15 protein-coding genes, 1 tRNA gene and 1 pseudogene are annotated in these 14825 nt (G+C 71.3%); 6 read left to right on the top strand and 11 right to left on the bottom strand.

Translation table 11 applies throughout. The features are described 5' to 3' along the window. Positions 1-914: serine/threonine-protein kinase (locus tag JNW91_RS09220; RefSeq protein WP_309244295.1), on the bottom strand; the 914-nt coding region annotated here is incomplete at its 3' end. A gap of 117 nt (positions 915-1031) precedes the next feature. After that, positions 1032-1802, bottom strand: a complete 771-nt coding sequence (locus JNW91_RS09225) for an enoyl-CoA hydratase/isomerase family protein (RefSeq protein ID WP_203174509.1) — start codon at positions 1800-1802, stop codon at positions 1032-1034. Positions 1803-2023: 221 nt separating this feature from the next. Here JNW91_RS09225 and JNW91_RS09230 point away from each other — a divergent pair, with 221 nt between their 5' ends. Then, positions 2024-2557 carry a protealysin inhibitor emfourin gene (locus JNW91_RS09230; protein WP_203174475.1) on the top strand — a complete coding sequence of 178 codons (534 nt, stop codon included), beginning with the start codon at positions 2024-2026 and terminating at the stop codon, positions 2555-2557. Positions 2558-2566: 9 nt separating this feature from the next. Here the strand turns inward: JNW91_RS09230 and JNW91_RS09235 are convergent, their stop codons facing one another. The 6 genes from JNW91_RS09235 to JNW91_RS09260 form a co-directional block, all read right to left on the bottom strand. Beyond that, entirely contained in the window at positions 2567-3220 is a 654-nt protein-coding gene (locus JNW91_RS09235; RefSeq protein WP_203174476.1) for a histidine phosphatase family protein, read from the bottom strand. 69 nt (positions 3221-3289) lie between these two features. Beyond that, complete coding sequence (locus JNW91_RS09240) at positions 3290-3709, bottom strand: VOC family protein (RefSeq protein ID WP_151490521.1); 420 nt, start codon at positions 3707-3709, stop codon at positions 3290-3292. Between the two features lie 35 nt (positions 3710-3744). Beyond that, positions 3745-4143: a helix-turn-helix domain-containing protein gene (locus JNW91_RS09245; protein WP_203174477.1), complete on the bottom strand. Its 399-nt coding sequence runs from the start codon at positions 4141-4143 to the stop codon at positions 3745-3747. Positions 4144-4278: 135 nt separating this feature from the next. Next, on the bottom strand, positions 4279-4788 hold the full coding sequence (locus JNW91_RS09250; RefSeq protein WP_203174478.1) for an SRPBCC family protein: 510 nt from the start codon (positions 4786-4788) through the stop codon (positions 4279-4281). Positions 4789-4890: 102 nt separating this feature from the next. After that, positions 4891-5922 (bottom strand): fatty acid desaturase family protein, encoded by a 1032-nt coding sequence (locus JNW91_RS09255; RefSeq protein WP_407664287.1) that lies wholly within the window; start codon positions 5920-5922, stop codon positions 4891-4893. A 330-nt stretch (positions 5923-6252) separates the two neighbouring features. Continuing rightward, a complete protein-coding gene (locus tag JNW91_RS09260) occupies positions 6253-6972 on the bottom strand; it encodes a PRC and DUF2382 domain-containing protein (protein WP_203174480.1) in 720 nt (239 codons plus the stop codon). Positions 6973-7171: 199 nt separating this feature from the next. Between JNW91_RS09260 and JNW91_RS09265 the strand changes: the two genes are divergently transcribed. Beyond that, the gene (locus JNW91_RS09265) at positions 7172-7579 is read left to right on the top strand and encodes a hypothetical protein (RefSeq protein ID WP_203174481.1); all 408 of its coding nucleotides are present in this window, start codon (positions 7172-7174) and stop codon (positions 7577-7579) included. A 101-nt stretch (positions 7580-7680) separates the two neighbouring features. Here JNW91_RS09265 and JNW91_RS09270 read toward each other — a convergent pair. Next, positions 7681-7757 (bottom strand) — tRNA-Thr (locus tag JNW91_RS09270). Between the two features lie 341 nt (positions 7758-8098). On the opposite strand from JNW91_RS09270, the gene JNW91_RS09275 reads away from it, so the two are divergent. Next, positions 8099-9190 (top strand): ABC transporter ATP-binding protein, encoded by a 1092-nt coding sequence (locus tag JNW91_RS09275; protein ID WP_203174482.1) that lies wholly within the window; start codon positions 8099-8101, stop codon positions 9188-9190. A gap of 167 nt (positions 9191-9357) precedes the next feature. Further along, on the top strand, positions 9358-9954 hold the full coding sequence (locus JNW91_RS09280) for a hypothetical protein (protein WP_203174483.1): 597 nt from the start codon (positions 9358-9360) through the stop codon (positions 9952-9954). Positions 9955-10007: 53 nt separating this feature from the next. Here the strand turns inward: JNW91_RS09280 and rlmB are convergent, their stop codons facing one another. After that, positions 10008-11156: a 23S rRNA (guanosine(2251)-2'-O)-methyltransferase RlmB gene (rlmB, locus tag JNW91_RS09285; protein ID WP_203174484.1), complete on the bottom strand. Its 1149-nt coding sequence runs from the start codon at positions 11154-11156 to the stop codon at positions 10008-10010. Next, on the bottom strand, positions 11156-12571 hold the full coding sequence (gene cysS, locus JNW91_RS09290) for a cysteine--tRNA ligase (RefSeq protein WP_203174485.1): 1416 nt from the start codon (positions 12569-12571) through the stop codon (positions 11156-11158). The genes rlmB and cysS overlap by 1 nt, the downstream gene beginning before the upstream one ends. 63 nt (positions 12572-12634) lie before the next feature. Between cysS and JNW91_RS09295 the strand changes: the two are divergent. Together JNW91_RS09295 and JNW91_RS09300 are read left to right on the top strand one after the other, a co-directional pair. Beyond that, positions 12635-13376: pseudogene (locus tag JNW91_RS09295) on the top strand (IclR family transcriptional regulator). Between the two features lie 129 nt (positions 13377-13505). Then, complete coding sequence (locus tag JNW91_RS09300) at positions 13506-14777, top strand: DUF559 domain-containing protein (protein WP_309244296.1); 1272 nt, start codon at positions 13506-13508, stop codon at positions 14775-14777. Positions 14778-14825: the final 48 nt, after the last annotated feature.

Consider the following 14825-nt stretch of genomic DNA (forward strand, 5'->3'; position numbering starts at 1 on the left):
GTCTTCGGCCACCTCGGGCCGGGACGGCGGATTCGCCTGGCCGCGGCCGGCGCGGCGGATTCACCTGCCGCGGCCGGCGTGGCGGATTCACCTGCCGCGGCCGGCGCGGCGGAGGCGGTGAGCAGGATGCGGGCCGCCTCGGCGGCCGGGGGCCGGTCGGCGGGATCGCGGGCCAGGCACCAGCGGTAGAGCCGGTGGATCTCGGCCGGCACACCGTCGATCTCCGGCAGCGGGTCCGGTTCGACGTGGACGTTGGCGCGCAGCATCCCGGTCTGCGCCTCGGTGGCCCAGGGCAGCCGACCGGTGAGCGCCCGGTACAGGAGCAGGCCGAGCGCGTACACGTCGCAGGCCGGCAGCACGTCGCCGGCCGCCAGCCGCTCCGGGGCGAGGTAGGCCGGCGTGCCGAGCAGCCGCCCCTCGAAATCGATTTCCGGATCGCCGACGGCAGCCGCGATGCCGAAGTCGAGCACCTTCGCGCCGGTGGGGGTGAGCATCACGTTGGCCGGTTTGATGTCGCGGTGCACCAGCCCCTGGGCGTGCGCGGCCTCGAGCGCCGACGCCACCTCGGCGCAGACCCGCAGGGCGGCACGGGGTGGCAGTGGCCCGGCGGCCAGCCGTTGTTCGAGGGTGTCGCCGCTGAGCAGCTCCAGCACCACGAACGGAACCTGCGCACCGTCGAGAACCGACTCTCCGAAGTCGTAGACGCCGGTGACGTGCGGGTGCGACAGCCGGGCCGCCGCCTTGGCCTCGGCGCGGATGCGCTGCCGGGCGTTGGCGTCCGAGCCGACGAGCACCTTCACGGCGACGTCCCGTTCGAGCACCTCGTCGTACGCCCGGTGCACCGCGGACATGCCGCCGCTGCCCAGGCGCTCCAGAAGTCGGTAGCGGCCCGCAAGCAACTCATTACGCTGCACGACGGACAGCCTGCCGTACCACCCGGGTCAGCCACCAGCCGGGTATCGAGATTGTCGAATGGCGGTGGCCGAGCGCACGTCGACAGTTCGATCACGAAGGCCGCACGGCAGACGCGGTCAGCCGTCGGTCGGCCGCCAGGCGAAGCGGGGCTGGCGCCGCTCGGTGACCGCCGCGACCCCTTCCCGGGGCTCGCCGGTGGTCGCCACCTTCCGGTGCCACCAGGCGATCCGAGCTGGTCCGGCCCGGTCGTCGATGATCTCCTTGGCGGCGGCGACGCTCAGCGGCGAGCGCTGGGCGATCGTGGCGGTGAGGTCGTCCACCCGCGCGACGAGCCGGTCGCCCGGCAGCACCTCGTCGACCAGACCGATCCGCAGGGCGCGCTGGGCGTCGATCAACTCGGCGGTGAACAGCAGGTGCTTCGCGGCGGACGGGCCGACCAGCCGGGACAGCCGGCGGGTGGTCGGCGCCGGATAGACCAGCCCGAGCCGGGCCGGGGGTACGCCGAACCGGGCGTCGTCGGCCGCGATCCGCAGGTCGCAGGCGACCGCGAGTTGGGCTCCGCCCCCGACGCAGGCACCCCGGATGGAGGCCACGGTCGGTTTGGCGAAGCTGGCGAGCCGCTCCTCGGCGGCCACCGCGATGCTGGTGTCGCCGGCGTCCAGCAGCTCGGCCAGGTCGCCGAGGTCCGCGCCGGCGCAGAAGGCGTCGCCCGCGCCGGTGAGCACCAGCGCCCGTACGTCGGGGTCGGGTTCCAGGTGGTCGAGCAGTTCGGGAAGCTGCCGCCACATGGCGGCGGTCATCGCGTTGCGGCGGGCCGGGTTGTGGATCGTCACGGTCGCCACCGGTCCGGTCACCTCGACGGTCAACTCCGCGTCCGACACGTCCACCTCCATCCGCGCCGGCCGTCCGACGCCACCGACCTGCCCCCGGCGTCGTACGCCGTGCGGCGACCATAACGGCGCGGACCCGGCGGGCGCCGTCGAGGGGTCGCCGCCGGGCCGCGCGACGGTCAGGTCTCGGCTGAACTGGCTCCCGGGCATCGGCACGGGCCGGCTCGGATGGGCGCGTGACGAGGGAACCGACGTGGAGGGCCGCGCGTCCGACGGACATGAGACCCGCCTCGACAACCGGCGTCACCATCGCGCTGCTGGTCGCCCTCCTGTCCGGCTGCACCAGCACCGACCGCGGCGGCAACCCCCCGGACCAACCGCAGGGCACTTCCGGCCCGGCCCCGACCGGCGTGGCCACCGATGTCCCACCGACCATCGCCTCCCCGGGCGCCCCCACGCCCAGCGGCGCGGCCCCCCGGGTGATGCTGCGGCGCTCCGGCGGTTTCGCCGGGCGCGGCGACGCCGTCACGGTCGAGCCGGACGGCCGGTGGACGGCCGTCGACCGAGCCGGCAGCCGGCGTACCGGCCAGCTCGGCACCGCCGACCTCGGCCGGTTGGTTGGGCTCGTCGCCGACCCCCGCCTAGCCGCCGAGGCACGCCAGACAGCCGCCCCGAGCGGATGCGCGGACGCGTTCAGCTACCGACTGACCGTCGGCGCCATCGAGACCGGGTACGTCGACTGCCCGAGCGAGGTGACCCCGCCACCGGCCACCCGCGCGGTGGTCGAGCTGGTCCTGCGGGCCACCGACTGATGCCGGTGCTCAGACCAGGTAGTCCGCGGGCAGGCCGGTGCCCCGCAGCTCCGACGGCAGGTGCGCCACGTCGTTGAAGGCGACCAGGTTCGGCGGGCCGGCCGGCCCGTACCGGATCACGGTCAGCCCCGCGTTGTGCGAGTTCAAGCCCAGCCACCGCCGCTCGGGCGCGTCGAGCGCGTGCCGGACCAGCCAGCCGATCAGGAAGTTGTGCGTCACGATCAGCTCGCGGACCGGCTCGTCATCTGCGTCACCGTCGACGGCGGGCCCGGCGAAACGCCGTACCGTCGCCGCCGTCACCCGCGGCCCGTCGACCCGCGCGGCCGCCGGAAACTGCGCCAGAAACTCGGCGTACGCGGGCGGCAGGTCGGCCGGATCCGTGTCGTGCGGGAGGTGGTCACCGGCCAACTCCGTCGCGTACACCGGAACCCCCGGCAGCGACGCGGCAACCAGCTCGGCGGTCTGCGCGGCCCGGAGCAGCGGCCCGTGGTGAACGGCGGCGAAGCGGCGGCCCCGCAGTCGCTCGCCGAGCAGCGTGGCCTGCCGCCGGCCGCGCGCCGACAGGCCGGAATCCGGCTCCCCCGGCTCGGCCGGGTCGGACCCAGCGGGCTCGGTCAGGTCCTGCTCACCGTGTCGGGCCAGGTACAACAGGCGGGTGATCATGCCCCCACCCCAACACACCGAAAGGCGCGGGGTCGACCCCGCGCCTCCGGTCCCGCAGCGGTGCGCCGACTAGGCGCGCGGGAACATCTGGCCAATACGGATCCGGTTGCCGAACGGGTCCCGGATGCCGAAGTCGATCCCGTACGGGCGCTCCGTCGGCTCGTCGGTGATCTCCACGCCCTTCGCCACGAGATCCTCGTGCGTCTTGCGGGCGTCGTCGGTGGTCATGAAGAGGTACCCACCGAGGGCACCCTTGGTGAGCAGCTCCCGGACCTGCTCGGCGGTGGCCGGGTCCAGCGCCGGCGGGCCCGGCTTCTCCAGCAGGATCTCGCGCTCCGGGTCGCCGGGCAGGTTGACCGTCAACCAGCGCATGAAACCGAGGTCCTGGTCGGTGTTGACCTCCATGCCGAGCTTGTTCACGTAGAAGTCGAGCGCCTCGTCCTGGTCGAGGACGTAGATCTGGGAGCGGCTGATCGCGTTCATCGTCATGGCAATCACGCTAGCCGTGCACCGTGACCTGCTGCTTATCCAAAACTGCTGGGTCTGGTCCAGGCCTTGGCGAAGCACGACGGCACGTTGGTCGGTGTGGCCCGCCGGCGGAAGCTCGTCGGTGACTCCCCGACGATCTCCCGGAACGTCCGGCTGAACGTGCCCAGGCTGCTGAAGCCGACCGCGAAGCAGATGTCGGTCACGTCCCGCCCGGTCTCCACCAGGAACGACATCGCCCGCTCCACCCGGCGACGTTGCAGGTAGCGGTGCGGGGTCTCGCCGAACGTGGCCCGGAAGGTCCGGATGAAATGGGCCTCCGAGACGTGCGCGATCCGGGCCAACGCCGGAATGTCCAGCGGCTCGGCGTACGCCCGGTCCATCGCGTCCCGGGCACGCAGCATCGCCCGGTTCGACTCCTCCACGGCGCGACTCATCAGGCCTCGTCTCGCTCTGTCCGCTGGCAGGCCCAGGTTACTTGCGCTCGCGGCGGGGCGGCTCTCCGGCCGGTCCGGTGCTGCGCTCGACTCAAGTCGTCGACCCGGCTGCCGTCAGCCCCGGCTGACCTCTGCTCATTGGTCGCGTGCGAATTTCCCGGCCACGGCGTGCTCGGTGTGCGTCACCACTCCGTCCTCCAGCAACTCCTTCAGCCGTTGCAGATTCGACTGCACCTCGCCGGCCGGAGGTCTCCCCATCAGAGCGAGGCCGACGCGGCCCAACCTCCCGAAAGGTGTCTTTATCACCTCACGGACCTCCGTCTGCCCGGCCTCGGGCCCAGGCCTGAAAGAGACTTCCCAGCAGGTGCTCAGGCCGGTCGAAGCTACCGTCTCGTAGCGAATCAACTCGTTCGCGCGCTCCTCGAGCACCCTTATCGTCCACTTGATTGGAATACCCAGCGGGCCCTGGATCGTCCACCGAGAGACGCCCGGCCCGGTCTCTTCCACATTCATGACGTCACCCAGGAAGCGCGGGAGATTCGTGAAGTCCCGATAGAACCCGAAGGTGTCCTCCACGGTGCGCCGAATCGTCACGCAAGCCTCGGCCGCATTGAGGTCCCGGAGTGCGCGTGAACTCCGCTGCATGGTGATCTCCCGTTGGTTCGGGCAACTCTGCCTCGTGCTCGACGGGGCGAGTACCCGGCTCGCCCCCGTCGACCCCCTACCGCCCGGTCTTTCCCGGCGGTCTCAGTCGGTGCTCGATCGTCTCGCGCCGACCGCCCGCAGGTGGGCCAGCGCCTGCATCCAGGACTGGATCAAAGTGGTTTCGTGGTAGGCGATGGCGTGGTCGGCGCAGAACTGGCGGATCAGTGGCTGGGCGTGGCGCAGGTTCGGTCGGGGCATGCTGGGGAAGAGGTGGTGTTCGATCTGGTAGTTGAGCCCACCGAGCAGTGCGTCGAGGAGTCGACCGCCGCGCACGTTGCGTGAGGTGAGGACCTGCCGGCGTAGGTAGTCGAGGTCGTCGGCCTCGGTCAGGATGGGCATCCCCTTGTGGTTCGGGGCGAAGGAGCTGCCCAGGTAAAGGCCGAAGAGCGCCTGATTGACCAGGATGAACACGATCGCCTGCGGAACGCTCAGGACCAGGAACACGGCACCGAGGTAACCGGCGACGTGCAGGACGAGCAGTCCGGCCTCCACCGGTCGGTGCCGGATCCCACGGCGGGTGATGATCGCCCGGACGCTGGCGGCGTGCAGATGCAAACCCTCGACCATCAGCAGGGGGAAGAACAGCGCCGCCTGGTGCCGGACGAACAGCGCCCGCAGGCCACGCTGCGTCGCGGCCTGCCCCGGGGTGAAGGACAGTGGCACCACATTGATGTCGGGGTCGTGGCCCTCGGTGTTCGGGTGGGCGTGGTGACGGTTGTGCTTGTCGACCCACCAGCCATAACTGATCCCGGTCAGCAGGTTGCCACAGACCAGACCAACCACATCGTTCGCCCGGCGAGAGCTGAAGATCTGCCGATGCCCGGCGTCGTGACCAAGAAACGCCAGTTGTGCGAGGAGTCCCGCGACGACGGCGGCGGTGGCGGTCTGCCACCAGGACGGCCCGAGCAGGACGAACACCACCCCCATCACCCCGAGGCTGCCCAGCACCACCGTCACCCGCGCCGCGTAGCGGCGGGGCTGCCGGTCGAGAAGGCCGGCGCCTCGAACCAGGCGGGAGAGATCGGCGTATTCACTGCCCCGGTCACTGCGGGCACCAAGATCCGTATCGCTCACCCTCGCCACTCCTCATCAGCCACGCCGGACAGCTCGCCGGCTGCGCCCTCAGCCACGACCAAGCAGGTACACGACCTCCCGTGGTGCCGTGGAGGTCGAAAAGCGAACCGCCGCTGATGGGTCCAGTCTCCCTGACAGCGGGCTCTCGCAGGAGGGAACCGCAGCTCAGGGCGACAGGTCAGTTCGGATCCAGAACACTCATCCTCGCCTTCGAAGACGCCGCTCGAGAGCCGGTCGAGGGTGCGGGCGAGGGCGCGCGGGTCCGAGACCCGCCCGCCCCCAGCGATTCCGGCACAGCAGCGCGCGTCCGAGCTGCCGGCCCAGCGCTCGTTACCGCCGTCGGCGGCTGGGCTCCGGGATGTTCGCCTCAACCTCTTCGTGGCGGACCCGGTCGTCGACGGCCTGGTCCTGGACCACCTCGTCCTTGGCCAGACGAACTCGCTCGACGGGCACCTGTTCCTTGCCGACCACCGGCCGCTCGGCCCGCAGGGTCATCTCCTGCTCGCTCTCGCCGATATCGGCGCGCGCGTTGCCCGCGTTCGCCGCGGTGATCGGCTCGCGCTGCACATAGGCCTCGTCGTGCTCAACGGGCACCGTGGTGTGCACATCTTCGGTAACCACATACTTGTGCAGCACCGCCTTGCCCGCCGGCTGGCTTTCCGTGCCGACACGCAGCCGCTCCTCCGAGCGGATCACGTCGCCACCGCTCTGCGGAGCCTGTCGCGGCGCCTGCTGCTGAATCCGGTAGTGCGCAAACAACTGCGCGGTCTGGTCGGCGTTCAGCGGCTGGTCGGTGTCCGGCTGCACGGTCGGTGCGCTCTTAACCATCGCCTTGTCGTAGGCGACCATCAACCGCCCGTCCTGCATCCGCGCGTCACCCAACGGAGCCATCGACTCGTGATGACCCATGACGCCAGTCTTCACACTGACCCACGTCGGACGCCCCTCGGCGTCGGCCCACACCTGGCCGACCTTACCGATCTTGGCACCGGAGCGGTCCTGGACGTCCTGCCCGTACAGCGAACGCACCTGCTGATCAGTGAGTCGCATCGGTCGTCCTTCCTCTCGCGTGTCAACCCGCCGCGTACCCGGCCACGTCCACGCCATGCACCACCCCTGATCTCGGCTGACGGCGCTGGCCGGGTGTCAGTCGGGGTGAACGTGCCCTGCTGGCATAACCGCCGACAGATCGGGTAGTCCCGGCCGACCTGCCGCCGGTGCGCGGCCGATGCGCGGAGACGAGGTAGCTATGGCGGCGTCAAACCCACCGGCGGGTGCTTCCCCCAACCAACCGATCCATCCCATTCCTCACCCGACGAGCGAATCCGGAACCGCTGTCAAGACCAGCTCCGCAGCCGCATTCGCGCTCGTGTTCGGAGTCGCCGCCCTGTTCAGCGTCCTCACCGTGATCCTGTCAGCGGTCGGACTACTGCTCGGGATCATCGGCATCATCCTCGCCATCATCGGAATGCGAATGTCGCGACGCCCCGGTGTCACCGGCCGCGGACTCGCGATCGGTGGCCTCATCCTCAGCATCCTGGCGGTGCTGGTAGCCCTCGCGTTCGCCGCTGGAATCACCACCTTCCTCAACAACGAGGACGCCGTGGACCGGCTCGACCGCCGCGTCGAAGACCTCCGCGACAAATTGCCTCGCTGAGCAGAAATCCCGGAAGGCTGCGGCAGCTCGCCGAGACGCGGAAGGACCACAGCCTCGTCCTTCCTTCGCGGCAGAGCCGGTCGGGAGAAGCCTGGTGCAATTGGAGCCCCCGGCCGGGATCGAACCGGCGACATCTCGCTTACAAGGCGAGTGCTCTGGCCAGCTGAGCTACAGGGGCGCGTGCGTCGTGGTCAGCATAGCGAGTGACGTCCGGATATCCCGCTCGCGAGGGCTCCCGAGCACGGGAAACGTCAACAACCCGACGCACGCCGGTTTGGCGCGGCGTCGATTGATGTGTGACCGTGCCCGACTGACCGGAATGCGTAGGTGATGGGCCACGTTCGGCCCTCCCCGCCTTGGCAGCGCGGGGAAACCCGTTTACGGTGCAGTGACACGGACGACATCCAGGCCGCCCCCCGCGGCCGGGCCACCGTTCGCTGACCGGCACGGACACGTGCCGGTCGCTCCTTCACTCGGATCGTCCGGCACGTTCCTGCCGGTGAAAGGAAGCGCTTCACCATGGCTACGGTCACCTATTCCAAGGCGTCCCGGATTTACCCGGGCCAAGAGCGTCCCGCCGTCAACGAGCTGGACCTCGAGATCGGCGACGGGGAGTTCCTCGTTCTGGTCGGCCCCTCCGGTTGCGGCAAGTCCACCAGCCTGCGGATGCTCGCCGGCCTGGAGGACGTCGACGCCGGTTCGATCTACATCGACCAGCGTGACGTCACCCACCTCCCCCCGAAGGCCCGCGACATCGCGATGGTCTTCCAGAACTACGCCCTCTACCCGCACATGACGGTGTACGAGAACATGGCGTTCGCCCTCAAGCTGCGCAAGACCTCCAAGTCGGAAATCGACCGGCGGGTCAAGGAGGCGGCCGGGCTGCTCCAGTTGGAGGAGTACCTGAGCCGCAAGCCAAAGGCGCTCTCCGGTGGTCAGCGTCAGCGTGTCGCGATGGGTCGGGCGATCGTCCGCGAGCCGCAGGTCTTCCTCATGGACGAGCCGCTGTCGAACCTCGACGCCAAGCTGCGTGTGCAGACCCGTACCCAGATCGCCTCGCTGCAGGCCAAGCTGGGGGTCACCACGGTCTACGTCACGCACGACCAGGTCGAGGCCATGACCATGGGCCACCGGGTCGCCGTGCTGCTCGACGGTGTCCTCCAGCAGGTGGACACCCCGCGGGCGCTCTACGACACCCCGGCCAACGTCTTCGTCGCCGGCTTCATGGGCTCCCCCGCCATGAACATCAAGACCGTCCCGCTGAACGAGCAGGGCGCCGAGTTCGCCGAGCTGCACATCCCGCTGACCCGCGAGCAGGTCGCGGCGGCCCGCGCCGAGGGTGGCGACGGCAAGGTGACCGTGGGCTTCCGCCCGGAGGACTGCGACCTGGTCAGCCCGACCGAGGGCGGCATGCCCGTCGTCGTCGAGCTCGTCGAGGACCTCGGCTCGGACGCGAACGTCTACGGCCACGCCGCGCTGGGTGGCAACTCGGAGCGGTTCGTCGTCCGCACCGACCGGCGCACCATGCCGAACATGGGTGACACCGTGTTCGTCAAGCCGCGCACCGGCCGCAGCCACGTCTTCCACGCCGCCACCGGCAGCCGGATCTGACGTAACGCCGCACCGGAAGGGGCGGTCCGCTTCGGCGGGCCGCCCCTTCCGTCGTACCGGCGGTCGGTTCTCACCCCGCGGAGCCAGCGCGGAGATGGCTCTGTGGAATGACTCGGCTCGGCAGGTCGCGCTCGTACCGTCACGGCTTCCCGACCCGAGGAGACGCCGTGCCCACCGTTCCCGCCACCTCCGCCGCTCACCCCACCGGGCGTTCCCGGCCGTACCGGACGGCCCGCCTGGCCGGCCGCAGCCTCGCCTACTGCGCGACGCTGGTGCCGGTCGCCCTGTTCGCGCTGGTGACCGCCCCGCTGGGCGGAGCCGGTGCCGCCGTCGCACGGTGGCGGGCCCTGCGTAGCGGGCTGCTCGGGATGCCGCCGTCAGCCACGCCCGGCCGACGAACCGGTCCCGTCGCGGTGCTGGGCCACGCGCTGCTCAGCCTGCTCCTCGGTGCCGTGGCGCTGCTGCCGCTCGGCGTGGAGCTGCTGACGGTGTTGCGCGGCGTGCTGTACGGGGTGGTGGACCCCGGCCCGTACACCCATTCCTGGGGTGGTCCGACCCGGGCCGGAGCGTGGCTGGCGCACTTCCTCGTCGGCCTGCCGCTGTCCGCCGCCGGGCTGGCCGCGCTGATCGGCATCGCCGCCGTGCACCAACGGCTGACCCGGAGCCTCGACGGGGAACCGCGTCCACGCTGGCTGATCCCGACCGCGCTGCTGATGGCGTTGGCCGGGGCGCTGCTCTTCGTCGCGTGGACCCGTCAGATCTGACGGAACGACGAGGCCCCCTCCCGCTGGTGCGGGAAGGGGCCTCGTGGACGTCGTTACAGCTCGACGGCCCGCCGGCGGGCGACCTCGGCCAGGGTGACCGCGGCGGCCACGCTGGCGTTCAGCGACTCCACCTCGGAGATCATCGGAATGCTGACGGTCAGGTCACAGGTCTCCCCGACCAGCCGGGACAGCCCGCGCCCCTCGGAGCCGACCACCACCACCAGCGGACCGACCGCGGCCTCCAGGTCGTACAGGTCGGTGTCGCCGTCGGCGTCCAGGCCGACCACCATGAAGCCGGCCTCACGGCACGCCTTCAACGACCGGGTCAGGTTGGTCACCTGCGCCACCGGCACCCGCGCGGCCGCTCCGGCGCTGGTCCGCCAGGCGGTCGCGGTGATCCCGGCGGCCCGCCGCTCGGGTACGAAGACACCCTGCGCGCCGAACGCGGCGGCCGAACGGATCACGGCACCCAGGTTGCGCGGGTCGGTGACGCCGTCCAGCGCGACCAGCAGCGGCGCCTGCTGCTCCAGGGCGGCGGCGACCATGTCGTCGAACGGCTGGTACGCGAAGGGCGGCACCTGCAACCCGACGCCCTGGTGCAGCACCCCGCCGGTCATCCGGTCCAGTTCGGCCCGGCTGATCTCCAGGTTGGCGATGCCTCGGTCGGCGGCGGTCCGGATGATCTCGTTGATCCGGTCGTCCATGTCGATGCCCTGCGCGGTGTAGAGCGCCGTTGCCGGCACCTGGGCGCGCAGCGCCTCCAGCACCGGGTTGCGCCCGACCAGCAGCTCCGGGGTGTCCTTGGAAGGGTTCGACTTGCGCCCCGGCGCGACCCGCGGACCGGTCCGGCCGGCGGGCTTACCACCCCGACCGGCGGCACCACCCCGACCGGCAGCGCCACCCCGGCCGCCCGGCACACCCCGGCCGCCGCCCTTGCCCCAGGTGGTGTCCTTGCTGCCCGGCTGACCGATCTTCGGGGGACGCCCCTCCTCGGCCGCCGCCCGACGCTCCTTGTCCTGCTTCCAGGCGGTGCGCTGGGGCAGCTTCTCGGTGCCCGAGTAACCCTTGTGCCACGGTCGCTCGTCGGCGGGCAGCGTGCGCCCCCGCCCGGCGAGGGAGTCCTTGTTCTTGCCGCCGGAGCCCTTGGGGGCACCCGCCTTCGGCGTCAGTCGCCGGCCACGGCGCTGTGAGTTGCCGGCCATCAGTCCTGCTCTCCAATAGTCCAACGGGGGCCCTGGGGGGTGTCCTCGACCACCACGCCGGCCAGCTTGAGCTGGTCGCGTACCGCGTCGGCGGCGGTCCAGTCCTTGCGGCCCCGGGCCTGCGCGCGCTGCTCCAGGGCCAGCGCGATCAGGGAGTCCACCACGGCACGCAGGTCATCCGAGCGGCCGCCACCGGTCCAGGCCGGGTCGAGGGGGTCGATGCCGAGGATATCCAGCATTGCCCGCACCGCGGCCAGGGTGGTGCGGACGGTCACATCGTCGCCGGCGCTGAGCGCCGTGTTGCCGTCCCGGATGTGCTGTTGCAGCACGGCCAGGGCGGCGGACGTGTTGAGGTCGTCGTCCATGGCGGCGACGAAGCCGGCCGGAAGCTCGCCGAACTGCCCGGCACCGACCTGCTCGGCGGCTCGCTGCACGAAACCCTCGATCCGGCGGTACGCGGTGGCCGCGTCGCGCAGCGAATCCTCCGAGTAGTCGATCACGGAGCGGTAGTGGGCGGCGGCGTAGTAGTAGCGCAGCTCCACCGGCCGCACCCCCAGCGACTCCACGTACGCCAGGCCCAGCGCGTTCCCCGCCGACTTGCCCATCTTGGCCCCGCCGATGTTGAGCAGCCCGTGGTGCACCCAGTAGCGGGCGAACGGCAGCCCGGCCGCCTGGGACTGGGCGATCTCGTTCTCGTGGTGCGGGAACGTCAGGTCCAGTCCGCCGCCGTGGATGTCGAACTCGGCGCCCAGGTACCGCCAGCACATGGCAGAGCACTCGATGTGCCAGCCCGGGCGACCCAGCCCCCACGGCGACGGCCAGTAGGCGTCGGCCGGCTCCTCCGGCTTGGCGCCCTTCCAGAGCGCGAAGTCGCGCGGATCCCGTTTGCCCCGGTCGGGGGCGTCGCCGGCCGACTGCATCGCGTCCGGGGACTGACCTGACAACGACCCGTACGCCGGCCAGGACGCCACGTCGAAGTAGACGTCACCGGAGCCGTCGGTGGCCGGGTAGGCGTGCCCGTCACCGATCAATTTTGTGATCAGCTCGTGCATCTCCGGGATGTGGCCGGTGGCGCGCGGCTCGTAGGTGGGGGCCAGCACGTTCAGCGCCCGGTACGACTCGGCGAGGATCAACTCGTTGGCGTACGCGATCGACCAGAACGGCCGGCCCTGCTCACCAGCCTTGACCAGGATCTTGTCGTCGATGTCGGTCAGGTTGCGGATGAAGGTGACCTCGTAACCGGCGGCCAGCAGCCAGCGGCGCAGCACGTCATAGTTGACGCCGGAGCGAAGGTGGCCGATGTGCGGCGGAGACTGAAGGGTGAGACCACACAAGTAGACCCCCACCTTGCCGGCTTCCCGCGGGACGAAGTCCCGCACCGATCGGGTGGCGGTGTCATACATGCGTAGCGTCACCGTACAAGGGTAGCCGTCCACGCCTGTCCGGGTCCGCCGGTGCCGGGTCGTACGCTGCCAGGCGTGGATGCGACCGCACGCTCCGGTGAACCACCCGCCCGCGCCGGCAACTCCGACGCCGACGCGGGCCTGGCCGACGCGGTCGCGGGTCCGGTCGTTGCGACCGTCGGGCGGGGCGGGGAGATGGCGCAGACGCTGGACCGGGGACTGCGGCTGCTGCACCTGGTCGCCGACGCACCGGGCGGGCTGACCGTCACCGAGGTCGCGACCCGGCTCGGCATCGGCCGGGCCGCCGTCTACCGGCTGGTCGGTCCACTGACCGGGCACGGGATGCTGCGCCGCGACGCCGACGGGCGGCTCCGCCTCGGCGCCGGGGTGCTGCACCTGGCCCGACGTGCCCAACCCCTGCTCGCCGAGGGTGCCCTGCCGGCCCTGCGTCGGCTCGCCGAGCAGGCCGGTGCGACCGCGCACCTGACCGTGGTCGAGGGTGGAGAGGGCGTCGCACTGGCCGTGGTCGAGCCCAGCTGGACGTCGTTCCACGTCGCGTACCGCACGGGGGCGCGGCATCCGCTGGAGCGGGGGGGCGGCAGGGCGGGCCATCCTGGCCGGCCGCGCCGGGGTGGCGGAACCGGTGAGCAGCAGTGGCGAGTTGCAGTCCGGGGCGTACGGGGTGGCCGCGCCGGTGCTCGGCGTACCCGGGCTGGAGGCGAGCGTCGGCGTGGTCGCGCTCGCCCCGTTGGACGTCGGCCTGGTCGGCCCCCAGGTGTTGGCCGCCGCCACGGCCGTCGCCGCCGCCCTCCGCTGACCACCCGATCAACTGCCCGAGGCTTTGATCAACTCGGGTTCATGGAAAGCGGGGCGTCGCAGCGCTCGCGACAGCCCGATTTCCATGAACGCGAGTGGATCAAAGCCGCTGCCATACCACGATCGGCAGGTGGTCTCGCGGTTGTCCACAGGTGCCGCTGAGGGCTCAGGTCGGGTTGTCCACAAGGGTTTCGACGGGTGGGAGGCGTTCGGCACGCTGCTCGACATGCCACCTCGTCCGCACCGACCCGACGCCCTGACCTGGCAGGTCTTCCGCGGCTCCGACGCTGTCCGGGACGGCCTTCTCAGCGAGCATCAGTTGCGCAGCGCCGCGTGGGTGCGGCTACGCCACGACATCTACGCCGACGCGCGACTGGAACGCGACCACGCCCTGGCCTGTCGCGCCACCCTCCTTCGGCTACCGCCCGGCGTGGTGGTCGGGGGCCCGTCGGCCGCCTACCTGCACGGCATCGAACACGCCGCCACCTTCACCGATGACGTGCACGTCGTCGTGCCCCGGCAACTGCGGGTCGGCGCACAGCGTGGCCTCCGCGTACACGTCAACGCCTTCACCCCGCCCTTCGACATCGGGCCGAGACAGCCGGCCGAGTTCCCCTCGGGCGCCAGCCGGCCGACGAGCACGGCCCGACCACCGAGCGCGTCGCATCCACCGAGCACGCCCCGGCGAAGCACGGCCCGCCCTCCGATCACGGCACGTCTGGCGGGGCAATTACCGAACGTCGGGACGTCCCCACGCCCGGCCGGGCCGCCGCCCCGACAGGACGCCGTGGTGGCCGAGCCGGGCAGCACCGTGGCACCCGGCCACGGCCTGATGCCGGCCCCCACGCTGACGCCCGTCTGCGGTCCGGGTGGACCGATTCCCCGCTCCGACCCCGGCCGGGCCGCCTGGGAGACGGCCGTCTGGCTCGATCCGGTCCGCGCGGTCACGATCGTCGACTCGCTGCTCGGACAAGGGTTGACCGACCGCGCCGCACTGACCGGGATCGCCGCGCGCAACGCGAATCGGCCTGGCGGACGACGCGCACAGTGGCTCTTCGATCTGACTGACGCCGGAGCCCAGTCCCCGCCGGAATCGCAGTTGCGGGTGCGGTTGGTACTCGGCGGGCTGCCGCGCCCCAGCGTCCAACATCCGGTACGCCTGCCCAACGGCGTCGTACTGCACCCCGATCTGGCGTGGCCGGAGTATCGGGTAGCGGTCGAGTACGACGGACAATGGCATGCGGACGCGGATCAGCTGCACCGCGACCGCCGGCGGCTGAACCTGCTCGTCAGCGCGGGTTGGCTGGTGCTGCATGTGACCAGCCGACGCCTGCACGCCGAGTTCCCGGCAGTGCTCCGCGAGGTGCGCGCCGCTTTGGTCGCCCGCGGCTGGCGTCGGTGATCCCCCGGACCCGACCAGGCGGAATCATCTCGCGTTCCTGGAAACCGT

The sequence above is a fragment of the Micromonospora parastrephiae genome (assembly GCF_016802865.1).
Taxonomy (GTDB): Bacteria; Actinomycetota; Actinomycetes; order Mycobacteriales; family Micromonosporaceae; genus Micromonospora; species Micromonospora parastrephiae.